Source organism: Tepidiforma sp. (assembly GCF_034432735.1).
Classification (GTDB): Bacteria; Chloroflexota; Dehalococcoidia; order Tepidiformales; family Tepidiformaceae; genus Tepidiforma.
The window spans coordinates 1-16,863 of sequence record NZ_DAOUBJ010000105.1; the positions used below are offsets into that span (position 1 = coordinate 1).

Below are 16,863 nucleotides of genomic sequence, written 5' to 3' on the forward strand. Positions count from 1 at the left end.
GGTGCACCTGGTGGGAGACCGTGAGCGGCTCCAGGTTGCGACGAGCGCGCTGGGCCTGGGGATCGACCTGCGCGAGGCGGACGAGGCGACGGTGTGGGCTTCGCGGGCGATGCTCGGGCAGCTCGTAGCGGTGCTGGAGGAGCTCGGTTCGCCGCACGCGCGGCGGATCCGGGAGTTTTTGGCGCCGGTGCGGACGTGGCGCTTGCGCTCGCGGGAGTTGCCGTTAGAGCGCCCGGCGATCATGGGCATCCTGAACCTGACCGACGACTCGTTTTCGGGGGATGGTGTGGGTCGCGATGTCGGGGCGGCGTGCGCGGCGGCGGAACGGCTCCGCGAGGCGGGGGCGGACATTATCGACGTGGGGGCGGAGAGTGCGCGCGCGGACCGACCGGTGCTCGAGGAGGAGGTCGAGGCGGATGTGGTGGGCCGGGCGATCGCGGCGTTGACCCGCGAGGGGCATGTGGTTTCGAGCGATACGTACAAGCGGACGGTGGCGCGGGCGGCGTTGGCGGCGGGAGCGGAGCTGATCAACGACATCAGCGGGCTGACGCTGGGCACGGGCGCGGCGGAGGAGGCAGCGGCGGCGGGGGCGGGCTACGTGCTCAACTATAGCTATTCGGTGCCGAAGCGGCGGCCCGATTCGCCGCCGCGGTACGCGGACGTGGTGGTGGAGACCGTCGGGTGGATGGAGCGGCGGCTGGAGGAGCTTTGGGGGGTGGGGCTCGGCCGCGCGCAGGTGGCTATCGATCCGGGCATCGCGTTCGGGAAGAGCCACGATGAAGACCTCCAGGTGATCCGGCGAATCGGCGAGCTGGGGACGTTCGGCCTGCCGGTGTTGCTGGCGCATTCGCGGAAAAACTTCATCGGGAGTGTCGGGGGGCTAGAGCCGGCCGCGCGGGATTTGGAGACGCACGTGGTGAGCGCGTTGGCGTTCGCGCAAGGGGTGCGGATTTTCCGGGTCCACGATGTGGCGGGGGCGCGGCGGGCGTTGGAGATGGCGGAGGCGGTGGCAGCGCGAGAGCCAGGGGCGTTTGCGCCGGGCGAGGGCAGCTGGCCCTGGCGGGCGGGAGCGAGCGCGGCGCACATGACGCGGGAGGGGCCGGCCGCGCCGCCGCCACCGGGCCAGCGCTGGTAGCGGGCGATGGGGCTCTACGGCGCCGGCGACAGAAGGGGCCAGCTGCCGACGCCGGCTATCGACCAGGCGATGGGTGAGCCGGAGACTTGCTCGGCGAGGGTGCCGCGGACCGTGCCGTCGCGGGAGACGATCCAGAGTTCGGGTTTCCCGGTGCGGGGCGGGAAGTAGGTGAAGGCAATCCACTGGCTATCGGGCGACCAGCCGGCTACTCGGAGGTGCCAGGTATCGGTATCGACGCGGATGTTGCCGACGACCTGGCCGTCGCGGAGGAGTTCGTACGAGCGATCGGAGCGGGAGACGAGACGGGTGCCATCGGGTGCGGCATCGGGGAAGGGGTTGGCGAGGGGGTCGAAGGGGCGGCGCTCGACCTCGCGCCCAGATTCGGCGTCGATGACGACGAGGGTTTCGGGGTAGGTGGAGGTATCGACGTAGGCGACGCGGGCGGTATCGATGATGGCGAGTAGGCGCAGGGGGCTCGCGAGGCAGGAGATTTGGCGGCGGGACTCGCCGGAGGCGCGGGCGAGGACGAGGCAGTTGTCGCTGCTGGCGTAGAGGATTTCGCCCGGGATCGCTGGGTTGGGGGTGGCGATGAGGGGTGGGGGCGAGGGGTTTTCGATGCCGATGCGCAGGAGGACGACGACTGCGACGATGACGGCGGAGACGCCGGCGATGACGGCGGCGGCGAACCAGCGGTCACGAGGGGCGAGCCTCATGGTGTGGACTTACGGAGGGAGGGTGCGAGCCGAGCGAGGAGGAGGACGGCGCCGATGAGGAGGGCGCCGCTGATGATGAGGGCGACGGGGGCGCCGAGCTGGTCGGAGAAGTTTTGGAAGATGCCGCGGACGAGGGCGCCGAAGAGGAGTGCGACGCCGGCGAGGATGTAGGCGAAGGAGCCGCGGACGACGCCGCTGACGAGGAGGGCGGCCGCGGCACCGAAGGCGAGGAATTCCCATGCGGTTCCGCCGCTTTCGAAGCCTGGCTGGTAGGCGCCGAAGGCGACGAGGATGGCGAAGAGGAGGCGCGTGGCATCGCGCGGCACCATGCGACCGGTTTCGGCGAGGGCGAGGCTGGCAATGCTGAAGACGACGAGGGTGCAGCCGGCGAGCGGCGCGGAGAACTCGTCGGGCCAATTGCCGATGGCTTGGGCGAGGAAGAGGAGGCTGCCGCCGAGCGCGATCACTTGGAGGGTGGCGGGGCTCATGGCCCAGAGGACGAGGGCGAGGGCGAGGGCGACGAGCGCTACGACGAGGATCTGGGCGCGATCGTTATCGTTGTCGAGGCCGAGGGGTTGGTATTCGTTGAGGATGACGGCGACGGTGCCGGCGACGAGCGGGACGGCGGCGGCCCAGGCGAACTGGCTGGCACGGCGGTAGCCGGGCTCGTCGAGCGTCCGGAGGAGGGCGCCGGCGAGCAGGGCGAAGGCGGCTGGGGTGCCGACGGCGAGCACGCGCGGGAAGGATGCGAGTTCGGACCAGCTCTGGCCGAAGAGAGCGATGACGCCGACGGAGAGGACGGCGACGCCGAGGTAGAGGAGGACTTCGATGAGGCCGGGGCGTTCGGCGACGGCGGGCGCGGGGCCGGGCGCAGGTGCGCTGCGAGCAGCCTCGAAGGCGCGGATGCGGGCGGCGGTGGCTTCGTCGATGAGGCCGGCTTCGATCCAGCGCCGCAGCGCTTCTTCCGCTTCGGTCACTGCGCGAGGGTAGGTGGCGGTGGGCGAGCTGTAAAGGGTTGGGCTTGAGCAAAGGGGGTGCGAGAAGCTGGTCGGGCTCGGCGGTCACCGAGCCCCGACGGTCGGTCCAGGTGGGCATGGGCGGCTCTTGGCCGGGGTAGCGCGGATGGTACCCGGCCGGGCCGACGGGGGATTCAGGCGGCGTGCGAGGTGCTGCGCCGATCGCGGATGGCGAGGAGCTCGGCGCGGATGCGGAGGAGGATGGGGGTGCTGAGACTCCCGGCGCCGGGGCCGCGGAGGGAGTCGATGAGGCGGACGGCGTCATCGATGCCGGCCTCGTACCCGGCCTGCCAAGAGGCCCAATCGACGGGGGGCATGGTCGAATCCTTCGAGTTCATACCAGGGTTATCGGCGGGGTTTCGCGGGAGTACAGCGGGAGGGGTCGCTTCACGCGATTGTCACTTCATCGTCGCGCGCTAGCCGCCGAAATTCACGGTGAAAGCTTCGGGGTGTACGTATGGCTTCGCATCGCGAACAGGTTGGGAACGCTGGCGCGCCGGTTGCGCTGGCGAGGCGCACGGTTTCGATTCCGGATAGTGCCGAGCTTCAGCGGGGGCTTTCGGCGGGGCTTCGGTATCGGCTGGCGCTGGATTCGTTTTTCGGTGCTTCGCATTCGATTCGGCCGAACGGCGAGAAGCACACGCATTCGTACCGGGTGCAGGCGGTGTTCGTGACGGAACGGGTGGACGAGAACGGGATGGTGGCGGGCTTCCGTGAGGTGCTGAATCTGTTGGAGCGGGAAGCGAAGAAGTTCGCCAATCGGTATCTGAACGAGCTGTATCCCTTCACCGAGGTGCAACCGACCGGGGAGAACGTTGCGGCGGTGATCTTTCGGGAGCTGGACGCGGCGCTTCTGGAGGAGATGCCGGGTGGGCCCATCCTGGTGAGTGTGACGTTATGGGAGAACCCGACCGTCTCGGTGACGGTCGAGCGGAGGGAGTTGGCATGAAACGGCTGGTGATGGCGACGGTGGCGATCTTCGGCGCCGTCGTGGGGGCGCTGGGCGGGGCACGGGTGGATGCGCAGGCGCCGGTGGAGGTGGCGACGCTGACATTCTTGGCGGCGACGTGCCCGGGTGACAGCCAGATTTATGCGATGCGTGCGGCGGGGAAGGACCCGCGGGCGGCGGACAACGGTACGGCCTTCGCGGAGCCCTCGGATATCGGGGCCTACGGCTGCGTGCCGGGGGTGGCGAAGGGCATGTTCCTGCTGGGCGGCTCGACGGCGGGTTCGGTTTTCGCGGATGCTGCGCTGACGAAACCGCTGAAGGCCTCTGCCTCGGGGACGGGCTACGATGGGCGGGCGGACCTCATCCTGAGCGGGCAAACGGTCTACATTCCGGCGGGGAAATCGCAGACGCGCCGCTTTTCGGTGGTGGATTTTCCGACGACGGTGGTGAGCGCGGCGCCGCTGCCGTTCATCGACCTCCAGTGCTATTCCGATGGCGGGAACAATGACAATGCGGACGGCGTGGGCTGGGACGCGTTGGCGCTGCGGCCGGGGACGCAGGCGTATTGCATCGTGTATGTGTGGGACGGCTCGAAACCGAGCGCGGCCCCGACACCGACGCCGACCACGAAGCCAACCACGACGCCGACGCCGACCACGAAGCCAGCCGCGACGCCGACGGATTCCCCCGGGAAGGCGACGGCTACGGCAACACCGACCTCGACGCCGACGCCCGATTCGACGGCGATCGGGACGAAGCCGGGCGCCTGGCTGGTCGTGCACAAGTTCGTGCCGGGGCCGAAGGAAAAGTGGGTGGCGGCATCGCCGGCGGGCGCGTGGGTGTTCTTGCTGGCGGACGCGAACAATACGGGGCTGGTGAAGTTCGTCGACGAGGAGAAGGTGCCGGTTTCGGAGGGCGACTATCTGGTGACGGAGCTGGACCCTGCCACGGGCGGGCCGAACCCGGCGCTCTACGATCTCGTGGAGGCACCGAAGGGGCCGAAGTCGTGCCCGTCGGAGCCAAAAGGTGGGAATCTGGCGGCGAAGGTTTCGATTTCGGCGAAGCAGGCGGAGAAGGGCGAGGAAATCCACCTCTGCGCGTACAACAAGGCGGATGGGACGCTTCCGAAGGTGAAGGTGATGAAGTACTTCGTGGAGGAGCGCGATGGGGTGGTGGTGTGGCGGATCGAGCCATCGGGGGCTGCCGATCTGCTCGTCTGGGATGCGAACGCGGGGTCTTGCCAGGAGTTCAACGGGGCTGCCTGCGGGGGGCTGGCGAGCGGTTCGTATGGGAAGTTCTACGCGACGGCGCCGGGCCAGTACTTTTTGGTGGAGCAGAAGTTCGAGGGGAAGGGCGAGAAGTGCGAGGTCTCGAATACGGTGGAGTGGGGAACGGATCCGAACGGTCCGCGTGAGTCGTTGACGGTGACGTACAGGTGCTCGGGCGCGCCGACGATGGGGTGGCTGCTCCTGGGGCTGTTCGGGACGTTCGCGGTCGGGGTGGCGTGGTACGTGAACCGGAAGGCTGCGACGTGGACACGCTGATGTGGTTCGTCCCGGTAACGGTGGGCTGGGCGCTGGCGACGCGGTTTTTTTGGCGGGCGGGGGCCTGGCTTCCGTATTACGTGATTGGCGCGGCGGGGGGTGCGGTGCTGGCGGTGGTGGCTGCGCGGGAGCTGGCCCCGGGCGAACTGGCCATCCGGGTGGCGACGGCGTATTCGGTGCACTCCTTGTCGTGGCTGCTGGGCATTCGGACGGAGCTGTTCGACGACCGCGCGGGGGAGCTGTTGGTGGTGGGTGTGCCGCACCATCAGGAGTGGACTCGGCTGTCGATCGGTATCGAGTGTTCGGGGCTGTTGGAGCTGGCGGCGCTGCTGGGGCTGGTGCTCTTCTACCCGGCGCTGCCTGCGGCGCGGCGTTTGCTGGTGCTGCTGGTGGCGCTGGGGCTGACGTTCGCGGCGAACGTGGTGCGGATGCTGGTGATCATCGGGGCGGTGGGCTATGGGGGGCAGGACTGGCTCGATGTTGCCCACGTTGTCTTTGGGCGGGCGGTGTTTTTTGCGCTCGCGGTGGCGGTGTACTGGTTCGCGGTGACGCGGCCGACGTTGCGCGTGGTGTACGCGCGTCTGCGGGAGGGGTGAGATGACGACGGACTGGTGGTTGCCGGCGCTGGGGTTTTGGGGGGTGTGGTTGTTCGTGCCGATCTTGGTCGACGGGTATCAGGCGTTCAACTACCTGGCGGCGACGATTCTGGGGCGGGCGAAGCGGCTGCCGATCAGGCCGGTGACGGAGGCGCCGCGGGGGAAGTGGCCGCGGGTGACGTTGATCGTGCCGGTCTACAACAGCCAAGAGCAGCTGGGCGCCTGCTTGGAATCGATCAAGCGGCAGAGCTATCCGCACGAGCTGATCGAGGTGCTGGCTATCGACAATGGCAGCAAGGACGATTCGTACCGGGTTTTTTGTGAGCAGCAGCAGGGGGACTGGCCGGGGCAGATTTACTGGATGTCGACGTTCCACCAAGGGAAGACGTGGGCGTTGAATGCGGGGATCCACCACGCGCGCGGGGATTACGTGATCAACGTGGATTCGGATGTGACGCTGCACGAGGATGCGATCGCGAACATGGTGGCGGCGTTCGAGCACGATGCGGACTTGATCGCGGCGACGGGTGCGGTGGAGATCCGCCCGGAGAGCGGGGAACGCGGCTGGATGCGGGTGCTCCACGAGTGCGAGTTCCAGGAGTATTACTTCAGCTTCAATGTGGGCCGGCGGTTCGAATCGATGTCGCGGCGGCTGTTCACGCTGGCGGGGGCGTTCAGTGCGTTTCGGCGGGAGGCGCTGGTGGCGACGCATTTGTACGATGCGAGCACGGTCGGCGAGGACACGTTCATGACCTTCGAGCTCCAGGAGCGGTTCCCGGGGAAGAAGGTGGGGGTGGTGCCGAGTTCGGTGTGCTATACGGACCCGATTCCGAGTCTGCGGGCGCTGTATTCGCAGCGGGTGCGTTGGCAGCGGGGGGAGATCGAGGTGATCGCTGCCCATCCGAAGCTTGCGCGGCGGGGTTTGTTCTACCGGGGGTTCGCGCCGGTGCGGACGCTTTTGGTGGACCATACGCTGGCGTTTCCGCGGGTGGCGTGGACGTTCTTGTTGCCGGGGTTGGTGTTCTTCGGTTATTCGGTTTCGACGGTGGCGATGGCGGGCGTGGCGCTCTATGGGGCGTACATGGTGATCGAGACGGCGACGTGGGCGACGTGCGCGCTGTTGGTGGTGCACCCGAGCGCGAGGCGGTTGTGGCGGGGGTGGTGGGTGATTCCGATCATGCCGGCGTACCGCTATTTGCTGTTTTGGATGCGATTCGCTGGGACGCTGACGGTGATCACGGAGGCGCACCAGTGGCGGACGAAGGATCCGGTTTCGGCGACGCGGGATTATGTGCTGACGGTGGTGGGGCGGCGGGAGGAGGAGCAGCGAATCCGTAAGGCGGCCTGAGGTTCGGGGGGAGGGCAATACGGGTTCGGCGGTTGGCCGGGGTTTCTGGGCGCGTGTAGGTGGGGATGGCGACGTCGGCGGTGGGAGTGACCTTCGACGGAGAGCGCGCGCCGGGGCAGAATCGGGTGAGCAGCTCCTGGGAGGGGGAAGGATGAGCCGTCCGCTCGAGGGTGTGCGGGTGTTGGACCTGACGTGGGTGCTTGCGGGGCCGTTCGGCTCGATGATTCTGTGTGACCTTGGGGCGGAGGTGATCAAGGTCGAACGGCCGCCCTATGGGGACATTTCGCGGACGACGGGCCCGTACCAGAACGGCTGGAGTGGCTATTTCTTTTCGGTGAATCGGGGGAAGCGGAGCCTGGCGATCGATTTGAAGCATCCGGAGGGGCGAGAGCTTTTTCTGAGGCTGGTGGAGCAGGCGGATGTGGTGATGGAGAACTTCACGCCGGGGACGCTGGAGAAGCTGGGCCTGGACTATGCGGTGCTTTCGGCTCGGAATCCGCGCATCATTCTGGCGAGCATCAGCGGGTTCGGTCAGACTGGGCCGTACCGGGAGCGGGCGGCGTTGGACATTGTGGTGCAGGCGATGGGTGGGGTGCTTTCGATCACGGGGGAGCCGGGCGGGCCACCGATCCGACCCGGTGTCTCGTATGGGGATGTAGTGGCGGGGATGTTCGCGGTGATCGGGATTTTGGCGGCGCTCCGGGAGCGGGAGCGGAGCGGGCTGGGGCAGGCGATCGATATCGGGATGCTCGACTGCCAGGTGACGGTGATGGAGAACGCGATCATGCGCTATTTCGTGACGGGTGAGGTGCCGGGGCCGCTCGGGACGCGGCATCCGAGCGCGACGCCGTTCCAGGCGTTCCCGACGGCGGACGGGTGGATCGTGGTGGCGTTGGGCTTCGGCGAGGAGAACCAGTGGAATTTGCTGTGTGCGATTCTCGGGGTGCCGGAGCTCATCGACGACGAGCGCTTCTTGACGGGTCCGAAGCGAACGAGGCACCACGCGGAGCTGGAGCCGCTGTTGGCGGCGGCGTTTCGACGGCGGCGGACGGCGGAGTGGCTGGAGGAGCTGTTGGCGGCGGGCATTCCGGCGGGGCCGGTGAACACGGTCCCGGAAGTGGTGACGGACCCGCAGGTGCGGGCGCGGGGGATGGTGCAGGAGGTGACGCATCCGGTGGCGGGGACGATTCCGATTGCGAACACGCCGGTGCGGATGTCGCGCAGTGAGACGGGCATCAAGGGTCCGCCGCCGGACCTGGGCGGGGACACGGTGGAGGTCCTCGGTGGGCTGCTGGGGATGAGCTTGGCGGAGATTCGGGGGTTGGCCGAGCGTGGGGTGGTGGCGCTGGAGAGCCGTTTGGATATTTCGGAGATTACGTAGGCGGTCGCTCGGCGGTGTAGTAGCGGCGCTCGGCGAGGATGGCGCGCACGGAGGGTGGGACATGTTCGGGGGGGAAGCCGGCGGCTGCGCGTTGGCGGGCTTGGGTGGAGGAGATGGCGGCGAGGTCGGCTTCGAGTTCGACGAGGATGATGCGGCTGGCGTATTCGCGGGCGTTGTGGTGGAGCCATTCGGCGACGGCTTGGATGGCGTGGGGCCCGCGGTTGGCGGCGATGACGCGGTGGCGTTCGAAGAAGGTGTCGAGGTCGGCGGCGATGTCGGTGTAGTAGCGGGGGTCGAAGAGGCGGACGAGGGTGTCGAAGCCGACGATGGGGGTAGGCTGGGCGGCGGGGTAGGTGCGTTCGAGGGCGGCGACTTGGTCGATGATTCGGGCTGCGTTGGCGGCGAGGACAGCGACGTTGTGTCCATCGCGGCGGGCGGCAAGGAGCATTTCGACGCGGGCTGGAAGGGGCGCGCCGGTGATGCTTTTGTCGACGTTGCGGGTGGTGAGGAGGGCGGCGGGCGCGGCTGCGGCCGCGGCGGCGGCGCGTTCGAGGAGGCGGAGGTGGGCGATGGTGGGGGGGTTGAAGGCAGCGGGGAGGAAGGCGATGGGCCCAGCGAGGGGCTCTTGGGTGTCGAACCGATGGGCGACGGGGAGGGGGTTGGCTTCGAGGCGGGCGAGGGCCTCTGCGAGCGGGGAGAGCTCCATGGGGAGATGGTAGCGGGGTCAGGCGGTGAGGGTGTGGCGGTCGATGCGCCAGTCGACCTTCCACAGTTCGTCGGGGCTCATCCATTCGGACATGATGCGGCGGCAGTGGTGGACGCTGGCGTGGAGGTTGTGGGTGACGAGCGTCCAGGTAGGGTCGGGGTGGCCGACGACGGCGTGGAGTCGGCGGGTGCGTGGGTCGTAGAAGATGCCAGCCATACGCGTTTCCTCGTACCACAAGTATCGGCTATGCATCGATAGCCTGAATAGATGGAGACCCCAAGATCGTGGGGGATCTTTGCTGGGGCTTTCCGGGTGAGGTGAGCGAGGGGGTTGCAGGGCGGCCATCGATGGGCTGACGCTAGGTTCGATCGGCGCGGGCGCAGCGGGGATGCCCGGGCGGGAGCTCGACGACGGAGTAGGGAACGTTTTGGGACGTTCGGGCAGGACGGCGATGCGGACTGGCAGGCTGGCGCGGACGGCGGTGCCGATTCGGTTGGCGGGGACGGCGGCGTTGCGCTGGCTAGGGACGTTTCGCTATTGGGGGCAACGCCGGGAGGAGAAGCGGAAGGAGGCGGTGCTCCGGACGTCGGAGGATGTGACGCGGGCGATGGGGGAGATGAAGGGGGCGGCGATGAAGGTTGGGCAGGTGCTTTCGATGCTGAGCGGGGTGGTTCCGCCGGAGATGGCGGAGGGGTTGGCGAGGCTGCAGGCGGATGCGCCGCCGATGGCGTTCGAGCTGGTGGAGGAGGTGTTGGAGGCGGCCTATGGGCGTTCGCCGAAGGCGGTGTTCCGATCGTTGGAACGGGAGCCATTCGCGGCGGCTTCGATTGGCCAGGTGCATCGGGCGGTGCTGTGGGATGGGAGCCGGGTGGCGGTGAAGGTGCAGTATCCGGGTGTGCGGGAGGCGATCGAGCGGGATCTGGCGAACGTTGCGGTGTTGCTGGGAGTGGGTGGGTTGGTGGCGAAGGGGTTGGATATCGGGACGCTGGTGCGGGATTTGGGGGAGGGGATCCGGGGCGAGCTGGATTACCGCCGGGAGGCGGCGTGGCAGCAGCGGTTTTTCGATGCGTTCGAGGGGCATGCGTTCGTGCGCGTGCCGCGGGTGTATCACGAGCTGACGACGGAAACGGTGCTGGTGCAGGAGTGGCTTCCGGGACTACCGTTCCGGGAGGCGCTGCGGCTTCCGCAGGAGGAGCGGAACCGTCTGGGGGAGATGATCTATCGGTTCTGCTTCGGGAGCCTCTACCGGCACGGTCTGTTCAATGGGGACCCGCATCCGGGGAACTATCTGCTGCTGGGGGATGGGCGCATTGGGTTCGTGGATTATGGCTGTGTGGCGGAGTTCGATGCGGCGGTGATCGAGGGTTTCAAACGGCTGATTCGGGCCCTGGACAGGGGGGACCGTGAGGGGTGGCGAGCGGCGACAGAGGCGATCGGTATTCTTTTGCCAGATGCGCCGTTCACGACGGAGGAGTTGTACGAGCACATGCACTGGTACTGGGCTCCGATTCTGGAAGACGAGGTGGAGTACACGCCTGAGCTGGCGGGGGAGATGGTGCGTCGGAATACGATGACGACGGGGCTGGGTGGGCGCATCAATCGCTTTTGCACTATCCCGGCGGGGATGGTGTTTCTGACGCGGATCAATTTTGGGTTGGCGGGGTTGCTCGCGAGCCTTCGCGCGCGGGGCCCGTGGCGGGCGATCGTGCGGGAGTATGTGGAGGATGTGGCGCCGAGTACGGAGCTGGGGCGGCGTTCGGCGGAGACGACGCGCTCGGGGCGGCCTATCTGAGGGTCAGCGTGGTTGGCGGCGGAGGAGGCGCGCCGGTGCGGCGCGGAAGGTGTAGGAGGTGGCATGGAGGGCGAGGCGGAGCGCGATGCCGCTGGCGGTGAGGATATCGAGGAATGGGTTGCCCCGGAGATGTTTTCGGTAGTAGCGCCACATGCCGCGGTGGTGGCCGGCCATGGCGCGGTAGACCGCCCGCCGGGAGCTGCCGCCGATTCGGTGGCGGACGGCGGCGCCGGGGTAGTAGTGGACTTGGAGCCCGGCCTGGTGGACGCGGCGGCAGAAGTCGACGTCTTCGATGCTGAAGAAGTAGGCGGGGTCGAAGGGTCCGACGGCCTGGAGGGCGCGCCGATGGAGGAGCATGAAGGCGCCGGAGACCCAGTCGACGGGGCGGGTGTCGTGGTGGTCCCAATCGGTCATGAGGTATTGGCGTGACCAGCGGTTGTGGGGGAAGAGTTTGGTGAGGAGGGAATGGCGGTTGAAGAGGGCGTTGTAATGGGAGGGAAAGGCGCGGGCGCTGGGCTGGATGGAGCCATCGGGGTTGAGGATGCGTCCGCCGAGGACGCCGACTTCGGGGTGGGTTTGGAGGTAGTGGGCGGCGGCGAAGATGCCGTCGTCGAGCAATTCGGCGTCGGGATTGAGGAGGCAGAGGACTTCGGCTTGGGCGAGCTCTTGGATGCCGCGGTTGACGGCGGCGGCGAAGCCGAGGTTTCGGCGGTGTTCGATGATGCGGACGGTGGGGAAGGCCTGGCGAACTGCTTGGACGGTACCATCGAGGGAGGCGTTGTCGACGACGACGGTGGTGGGGAGGAGGTCGGGGGCGTGGGTTTGGATGGAGTGGAGGGCGGCGAGGGCGAGGTCGCGGCAGCGGTAGGTGACGATGATGACGCCGATGGTCATGGGACGAGCTCTCGGTAGACCTCTTCGGTGAGGGCGGCGGTTCGCGCCCAGGAGAAGGCGAGGGCGTGTTGGAGGGAGCGATGGGCGAGCTCGGTGCGCCAGGAGGGGTCTTGGAGGATGCGGATGGCTTCTTCGGCGATGGCGGCGGGGTTGCGGAGGGGGACGAGGCGGGCTGCGCCACGGAGGATTTCGGACATCGCTGGGGCGTCGGTAGCGATGACGGGGGTTGCGCAGGCCATGGCTTCGAGCGGGGGCAGGCCGAATCCTTCGAAGAGGGAGGGGAAGACGAGGGCGTGGGCGCCGGTGAGGAGGGCGGGGAGGTCGGCATCGGGGATGTAGCCGAGGAAGCGGACGGCTTCGGCGACGCCGAGGCGAGCGGCTTCGCGACGGAGGGGTTGGAGGAGTGGGCCGGGGTTGCCGGCGAGGACGAGGAGGGTGCCGGGGCAGCGTTGGCGGATGGCGGGTAGGGCGCGCAGGGCATCGACGGCGCGTTTGCCGGGCTCGGCGGTGCCGAGGCAGAGGAGGTAGGGTGCTTCGAGGCGGAGGGCGGTGCGGAGGGCGGCGACGCGTGCTGGGTCGGCGGCATGGAGGCCTGCACGTGGGGCTTCGGGGATGACGCGGATGCATTCGGCGGGGAGGTGGAGGTAGCGGACGGCGTCGGTGGCGACGGCGGAGGATGGGACGATGATGCGCTGGGCGAAGCGGGCGGTCTGGGCGATGAGGCGGTAGTAGTGGCGGTGGGCGAGGGGATAGCGGCGCGGGATTCGGTAGAAGGTGAGGTCGTGGATGGTGGTGACGCGCGGGATGGGGAGGCGGCGGGGTGTGTAGAAGTGGAGGCCGTGGAGGAGGTGGGCGCCGGAGGCGGTGACGGCGGGGCCGAGCGAGCGAAGCTGCCAGGCGAGGCGGCGAGGGGCTCCTCCGGTGGGGACGGGGAGGTGGCGGCAGCCGGGGAGGGGCCGGGGGGCGAAGGCGGAGACCTGGAGGCTGGGGCGCGAGGCGAGCGCTGCGGCGAGTTCGCGCATGTAGACGCCGGCGCCGGCGGGGCGCGGGGGGAGGGCGGAGGCATCGAGGGCCACGCGGAGCACGTGCGACACGCGGCGATCTTATGGGCAAGGCTGCCTATAATCCGGCGAGATGAAGGGGATCGTGCTTGCGGGCGGCAAGGGAAGCCGGCTCCGACCGTTCACGTATTCGGGTGCGAAGCAGTTGGTGCCAATCGCGAATACGCCGGTGCTGCATTTTCCGATCCGGCAGCTGGTGGAGGCGGGGATTCGCGAGATTGCGCTCGTGGTGGGGGAGACGGAGGCGCAGGTGCGCGAGGCGATGGGTGATGGTGCCGCGTTCGGGGCACGGTTCGTGTACGTCCGGCAGGAGGCGCCGTTGGGGATTGCGCACGGGGTGTTGGTTTGCCGGGAGTTCGTGGGGGAGGAGCCGTTCGTGCTCTATCTGGGCGACAATGTGCTGATGGGCGGGGTGGCGGGGTTCGTGGAACGGTTCGCGCGTTCGGGGGCGGATGGTGCGGTGATTCTGCGGGAGGTGGGGGACCCGCGCGCGTTCGGGGTGGCGCGGATGGCGGGCGAGCGACTGGTGGAGGTGGTGGAGAAGCCGGCGGTGCCGCCTTCGAATTTGGCGGTGATCGGGGTCTATGCTTTTCGACCGGTGGTGTTCGAGGTGATAGCGGGGCTGCGGCCGAGCGCGCGTGGGGAGCTGGAGATTGCGGATGCGATCAATGGGCTGTTGGCGCGGGGGTGCCGGATCGAGGTGGAGGTGACGCCGCAGGAGTGGATCGATACGGGGAAGATGGAGGACATTCTGGCGGCGAACCGCCTGTTGCTGGGGGCGTTGGAGCGGCGGATTGCGCCGGGTGCGCGGGTTGTGGGGAGTGCGATCGCGGGGGCGGTGGTGATCGAGGAGGGGGCGGTGGTGGAGGGGTGCGAGGTGGTGGGGCCAGCGGTGGTAGGGAGGGGGGCTCGGTTGGTGGGGAGTCGCATCGGCCCGAACGTGGCGGTTGGCGATGAGTGTTTGGTGGTGAACAGCCGGTTGGAGGAGGCGATCGTGATGGCGCGGAGCGAGGTGGTGGATTGCCCGGGGATCGTCCGTTCGATGCTCGGGCGGTATGTGCGGGTGGAGGGGGCCCCGGCCGGTGCTCGGCTGACGCTGGGGGATCACTCGCGGGTGGAGCCGGGCCCGTGAGGGCGCTGGTGACGGGGGGCTGCGGGTTCATCGGCAGCCATGTGGTGCGCTCGCTGGTGGCGGATGGCTGGGAGGTGATCAACCTCGACCGGATGACGTATGCGGCGAATCCGGCGAATGTGGCGGAGGTCGTTCGCCATCCGCGGTATCGATTCGTGCAGGGTGATATTTGTGACGGGGCGTTGGTTCGGGAGCTGGTCGGGGTGGCGGATGTGGTGCTGAATTTTGCGGCGGAGACGCACGTGGACCGCTCGCTGCTGGATCCGGGGGTGTTCGTGCGGACGGATGTGGAGGGGGTGGTGATGCTGTTGGAGGCGTTGCGGGAGCGGCCGGGGACGGCATTGGTGCATATGTCGACGGACGAGGTGTTCGGGAGCATCCCGGCGCCGTTGGAGGCGAGGGAGGACCGGGCGTTCGCGCCGAGTTCGCCGTATGCGGCGAGCAAGGCGGCGGCGGAGTTGATGATTCGGGCGTACGCGGAGACGTATGGGATGGCGGTGACGGTGGTGCGGTGTTGCAATGTGTTCGGGCCGCGGCAGCATCTGGAGAAGTTCATCCCGTTGTTCACGATGCGGGCTCTGGCGGGGGAGCCGATGCCGCTCTATGGGGATGGGATGCAGGAGCGGGAGTGGCTGTACGTGGACGATTTGGTGGAGGCGGTGCGCTTGGTGCTGGAGGGTTTGCCGACGGTAGCGGGGGTGCGAGCGGTGCACGTCGGGAGCGGTGAGCGGGTTGCGAACCGGGCGACGGCGGAGATGATTTGTGATTTGCTGGGGCGACCGCGGGAGCTGATCACGCCGGTGGCGGACCGGCCGGGGCACGACCGGAGGTATGCGCTGGATAGTTCACGGATGCGGGAGCTGGGATGGGCGCCGCGGCGGCGTTTCGTGGAGGGGTTGGCGGAGACGGTGAGGTGGTATCGCGACCATGGTGCGGCCTGGGCGAGGACGGCGCAGGGTGATTTCGCGCGGTATTTCGAGCGGCAGTATGGGGAGCGGTTGGGGCGGCGTTAGGGTGCGTGCTCCCAATCGAGCATGATGCATTCGATTTCGTCGCCGGGGTTGGCGGCGGGGATGTCTTCGGGGATGACGGCGAGGGCGTTGGCTGCGCTCATGGAGGTGAGCATGCCGGAGCCTTGGGGGCCGGTGAGGTCGGCGTACCAGCGGCCGTCGGGGCTTTGGCTGACGATGCAGCGGGCGTAGAAGCGGCGACCGTCGGGGTTGCGGACGTGGTCGCGGGAGATGGCCCGGATGGTTGGTCGCTGCCAATCGGAGCGGCCGAGCATGGTGAAGATGGCTGGCCGCCCGAAGAGTTCGAAGGAGACCATGGAGCTGACGGGGTTGCCGGGGAGGCCGAGGTGGGGGACTTTGCGGCCATCGGGGGCGGTGAAGGCGCCGAAGGCGAGGGGTTTGCCGGGGCGCATGCGGACGGTCCAGAAGTCGATGCTTCCTTCGCGGGCGAGGACGTCTTTGACGACGTCGAAGTCGCCGCGGGAGACGCCGGCGGAGGTGACGAGCATGTCGGCATCGAGCCCTTGGTGGATTTTGGCGGTGAGGTCTTGGACGGTGTCGCGGGCGATACCGAGGATGCGGGGGATGCCTCCGTATTTGCGGACGAGGGCGGCGACGCTGTAGGCGTTGGCGTCGTAGATGCGGCCGGGGAGGAGGGGTTGTCCGGGTGGGGTGATTTCGTCGCCGGTGGAGAGGATGGCGACGATGGGCCTGCGGATGACGTCGACGTGGGTGAGGCCGATGGAGGCGAGGACGCCGACTTCGGAGGGGCGGAGGACTCGACCGGCGGGGATGACGGTGGCTTCTTTGCGGATGTCTTCGCCGCGGTAGCGGATGTTGGCGCCGGGCTTGGCGGCTTTGAGGATGCGGACGATGCCGGGGCGCGCGGGGGCCTGGTCGATGCCGCGGAGGGCTTCGTCGGTTTCTTCGAAGGGGACGATGGCGTCGGCGCCGGGGGGTACGGGGGCTCCGGTCATGATGCGGACGGCCTCGCCGGGGCCGACTGGTGTCTGGAGGACGTAGCCGGCGGCGAGGTCGGCGATGACGCGGAGTTCGACGGGGTTGGCCTCGCTGGCGCCGGCGGTGTCGGCGGCACGGACGGCGTAGCCGTCCATGGCGGTATTGTCGAGTGGGGGGATATCGAAGGGGGCGGTGATGTCTTGGGCGAGGACCTGGCCGAGCGCTTCGAGGAGGGGTTTGCGTTCGGGCTGGAGGCGGCTGAAGTAGGCGAGGATGCGGTCGCGCGCTTCTTCGACGGGGATCATGCTGGAGGTGGGTAGCATGGTCCTCAGTGTAGCGAAGCGGCGGGGCGAGTGGTCAGGCGAGGCGGACGGCGAGGCAGGTGGTGGTGCGCTGGACGCCGTTGACTTTCTGGATGGCTTCGGTGATGGCGTTGCCGAGGGAGTCGAGGTCGTCGGCTTCGACCTGGGCGATGACGTCGAAGGGGCCGGTGACGGTATCGACGGCGATGAGGCGTGCGCCGGGGTAGTTGAATTGTTGGATGGCGGCGCTGACGGATTTGGCCTTGCCGACTTCGGTTTCGATGAGGATGTAGCCGCGGACGGCCATGTGGTCCCCTCCGGGTA

Annotated in this window: 18 protein-coding genes; 9 read left to right on the forward strand and 9 right to left on the reverse strand. The window is 68.3% G+C overall.

The window, feature by feature from the left end:
* On the forward strand, positions 1-1,135 hold a 1,135-nt coding region (folP, locus tag VAE53_RS09920), incomplete at its 5' end, for a dihydropteroate synthase (protein ID WP_322819216.1).
* A 14-nt stretch (positions 1,136-1,149) separates the two neighbouring features.
* Here folP and VAE53_RS09925 read toward each other — a convergent pair.
* The 3 genes from VAE53_RS09925 to VAE53_RS09935 all read right to left on the reverse strand — a co-directional run bounded on the left by VAE53_RS09925 (position 1,150) and on the right by VAE53_RS09935 (position 3,202).
* Positions 1,150-1,848 carry a hypothetical protein gene (locus VAE53_RS09925; RefSeq protein ID WP_322819217.1) on the reverse strand — a complete coding sequence of 233 codons (699 nt, stop codon included), beginning with the start codon at positions 1,846-1,848 and terminating at the stop codon, positions 1,150-1,152.
* Positions 1,845-2,825: a DUF2157 domain-containing protein gene (locus VAE53_RS09930; protein WP_322819218.1), complete on the reverse strand. Its 981-nt coding sequence runs from the start codon at positions 2,823-2,825 to the stop codon at positions 1,845-1,847. The genes VAE53_RS09925 and VAE53_RS09930 overlap by 4 nt, the downstream gene beginning before the upstream one ends.
* Positions 2,826-2,998: 173 nt before the next feature.
* Positions 2,999-3,202, reverse strand: a complete 204-nt coding sequence (locus VAE53_RS09935) for a hypothetical protein (RefSeq protein WP_322819219.1) — start codon at positions 3,200-3,202, stop codon at positions 2,999-3,001.
* 119 nt (positions 3,203-3,321) lie between these two features.
* On the opposite strand from VAE53_RS09935, the gene VAE53_RS09940 reads away from it, so the two are divergent.
* The 5 genes from VAE53_RS09940 to VAE53_RS09960 all read left to right on the forward strand — a co-directional run bounded on the left by VAE53_RS09940 (position 3,322) and on the right by VAE53_RS09960 (position 8,682).
* Positions 3,322-3,813, forward strand: coding sequence for a 6-carboxytetrahydropterin synthase (locus VAE53_RS09940; RefSeq protein WP_322819220.1), 492 nt, complete (start codon positions 3,322-3,324; stop codon positions 3,811-3,813).
* Positions 3,810-5,357, forward strand: a complete 1,548-nt coding sequence (locus tag VAE53_RS09945) for a hypothetical protein (RefSeq protein WP_322819221.1) — start codon at positions 3,810-3,812, stop codon at positions 5,355-5,357. Before VAE53_RS09940 ends, VAE53_RS09945 begins: the two co-directional genes overlap by 4 nt.
* On the forward strand, positions 5,345-5,953 hold the full coding sequence (locus VAE53_RS09950; RefSeq protein ID WP_322819222.1) for an archaeosortase/exosortase family protein: 609 nt from the start codon (positions 5,345-5,347) through the stop codon (positions 5,951-5,953). Before VAE53_RS09945 ends, VAE53_RS09950 begins: the two co-directional genes overlap by 13 nt.
* Before the next feature lies 1 nt (position 5,954).
* Positions 5,955-7,301: a TIGR03111 family XrtG-associated glycosyltransferase gene (locus tag VAE53_RS09955; RefSeq protein WP_322819223.1), complete on the forward strand. Its 1,347-nt coding sequence runs from the start codon at positions 5,955-5,957 to the stop codon at positions 7,299-7,301.
* Positions 7,302-7,452: 151 nt separating this feature from the next.
* Entirely contained in the window at positions 7,453-8,682 is a 1,230-nt protein-coding gene (locus VAE53_RS09960; RefSeq protein ID WP_322819224.1) for a CaiB/BaiF CoA-transferase family protein, read from the forward strand.
* Here VAE53_RS09960 and VAE53_RS09965 read toward each other — a convergent pair.
* Together VAE53_RS09965 and VAE53_RS09970 are read right to left on the reverse strand one after the other, a co-directional pair.
* Positions 8,675-9,388 carry a hypothetical protein gene (locus tag VAE53_RS09965; protein ID WP_322819225.1) on the reverse strand — a complete coding sequence of 238 codons (714 nt, stop codon included), beginning with the start codon at positions 9,386-9,388 and terminating at the stop codon, positions 8,675-8,677. The genes VAE53_RS09960 and VAE53_RS09965 overlap by 8 nt on opposite strands.
* Positions 9,389-9,406: 18 nt before the next feature.
* Positions 9,407-9,604: a hypothetical protein gene (locus VAE53_RS09970; RefSeq protein WP_322819226.1), complete on the reverse strand. Its 198-nt coding sequence runs from the start codon at positions 9,602-9,604 to the stop codon at positions 9,407-9,409.
* A 235-nt stretch (positions 9,605-9,839) separates the two neighbouring features.
* On the opposite strand from VAE53_RS09970, the gene VAE53_RS09975 reads away from it, so the two are divergent.
* Complete coding sequence (locus VAE53_RS09975; protein ID WP_322819227.1) at positions 9,840-11,180, forward strand: AarF/ABC1/UbiB kinase family protein; 1,341 nt, start codon at positions 9,840-9,842, stop codon at positions 11,178-11,180.
* 3 nt (positions 11,181-11,183) lie between these two features.
* Here the strand turns inward: VAE53_RS09975 and VAE53_RS09980 are convergent, their stop codons facing one another.
* The gene (locus VAE53_RS09980) at positions 11,184-12,074 is read right to left on the reverse strand and encodes a glycosyltransferase family 2 protein (protein WP_322819228.1); all 891 of its coding nucleotides are present in this window, start codon (positions 12,072-12,074) and stop codon (positions 11,184-11,186) included.
* Entirely contained in the window at positions 12,071-13,168 is a 1,098-nt protein-coding gene (locus VAE53_RS09985; protein WP_322819229.1) for a glycosyltransferase family 1 protein, read from the reverse strand. Before VAE53_RS09985 ends, VAE53_RS09980 begins: the two co-directional genes overlap by 4 nt.
* Before the next feature lie 40 nt (positions 13,169-13,208).
* Between VAE53_RS09985 and VAE53_RS09990 the strand changes: the two genes are divergently transcribed.
* Positions 13,209-14,267, forward strand: coding sequence for a glucose-1-phosphate thymidylyltransferase (locus VAE53_RS09990; RefSeq protein WP_322819230.1), 1,059 nt, complete (start codon positions 13,209-13,211; stop codon positions 14,265-14,267).
* On the forward strand, positions 14,264-15,280 hold the full coding sequence (gene rfbB / locus VAE53_RS09995) for a dTDP-glucose 4,6-dehydratase (protein ID WP_322819231.1): 1,017 nt from the start codon (positions 14,264-14,266) through the stop codon (positions 15,278-15,280). Before VAE53_RS09990 ends, rfbB begins: the two co-directional genes overlap by 4 nt.
* Here rfbB and glp read toward each other — a convergent pair.
* Both glp and VAE53_RS10005 read right to left on the reverse strand, forming a co-directional pair.
* Entirely contained in the window at positions 15,277-16,560 is a 1,284-nt protein-coding gene (glp, locus tag VAE53_RS10000) for a gephyrin-like molybdotransferase Glp (protein ID WP_322819232.1), read from the reverse strand. The two genes, rfbB and glp, sit on opposite strands and share 4 nt — an antisense overlap.
* A gap of 34 nt (positions 16,561-16,594) precedes the next feature.
* On the reverse strand, positions 16,595-16,846 hold the full coding sequence (locus tag VAE53_RS10005) for an Lrp/AsnC ligand binding domain-containing protein (RefSeq protein WP_322819233.1): 252 nt from the start codon (positions 16,844-16,846) through the stop codon (positions 16,595-16,597).
* Positions 16,847-16,863 lie beyond the last annotated feature (17 nt).

Excerpts from the sequence above, each read along its gene's own strand:
- VAE53_RS09925 (WP_322819217.1), bottom strand. The coding sequence starts at position 1,848 with ATGAGGCTCGCCCCTCGTGACCGCTGGTTCGCCGCCGCCGTCATCGCC.
- VAE53_RS09935 (WP_322819219.1), bottom strand. The coding sequence starts at position 3,202 with ATGAACTCGAAGGATTCGACCATGCCCCCCGTCGATTGGGCCTCTTGG.
- VAE53_RS09940 (WP_322819220.1), top strand. The coding sequence starts at position 3,322 with ATGGCTTCGCATCGCGAACAGGTTGGGAACGCTGGCGCGCCGGTTGCG.
- VAE53_RS09945 (WP_322819221.1), top strand. The coding sequence starts at position 3,810 with ATGAAACGGCTGGTGATGGCGACGGTGGCGATCTTCGGCGCCGTCGTG.
- VAE53_RS09955 (WP_322819223.1), top strand. The coding sequence starts at position 5,955 with ATGACGACGGACTGGTGGTTGCCGGCGCTGGGGTTTTGGGGGGTGTGG.
- VAE53_RS09960 (WP_322819224.1), top strand. The coding sequence starts at position 7,453 with ATGAGCCGTCCGCTCGAGGGTGTGCGGGTGTTGGACCTGACGTGGGTG.
- VAE53_RS09965 (WP_322819225.1), bottom strand. The coding sequence starts at position 9,388 with ATGGAGCTCTCCCCGCTCGCAGAGGCCCTCGCCCGCCTCGAAGCCAAC.
- VAE53_RS09970 (WP_322819226.1), bottom strand. The coding sequence starts at position 9,604 with ATGGCTGGCATCTTCTACGACCCACGCACCCGCCGACTCCACGCCGTC.
- VAE53_RS09975 (WP_322819227.1), top strand. The coding sequence starts at position 9,840 with ATGCGGACTGGCAGGCTGGCGCGGACGGCGGTGCCGATTCGGTTGGCG.
- VAE53_RS09980 (WP_322819228.1), bottom strand. The coding sequence starts at position 12,074 with ATGACCATCGGCGTCATCATCGTCACCTACCGCTGCCGCGACCTCGCC.
- VAE53_RS09990 (WP_322819230.1), top strand. The coding sequence starts at position 13,209 with ATGAAGGGGATCGTGCTTGCGGGCGGCAAGGGAAGCCGGCTCCGACCG.
- glp (WP_322819232.1), bottom strand. The coding sequence starts at position 16,560 with ATGCTACCCACCTCCAGCATGATCCCCGTCGAAGAAGCGCGCGACCGC.
- VAE53_RS10005 (WP_322819233.1), bottom strand. The coding sequence starts at position 16,846 with ATGGCCGTCCGCGGCTACATCCTCATCGAAACCGAAGTCGGCAAGGCC.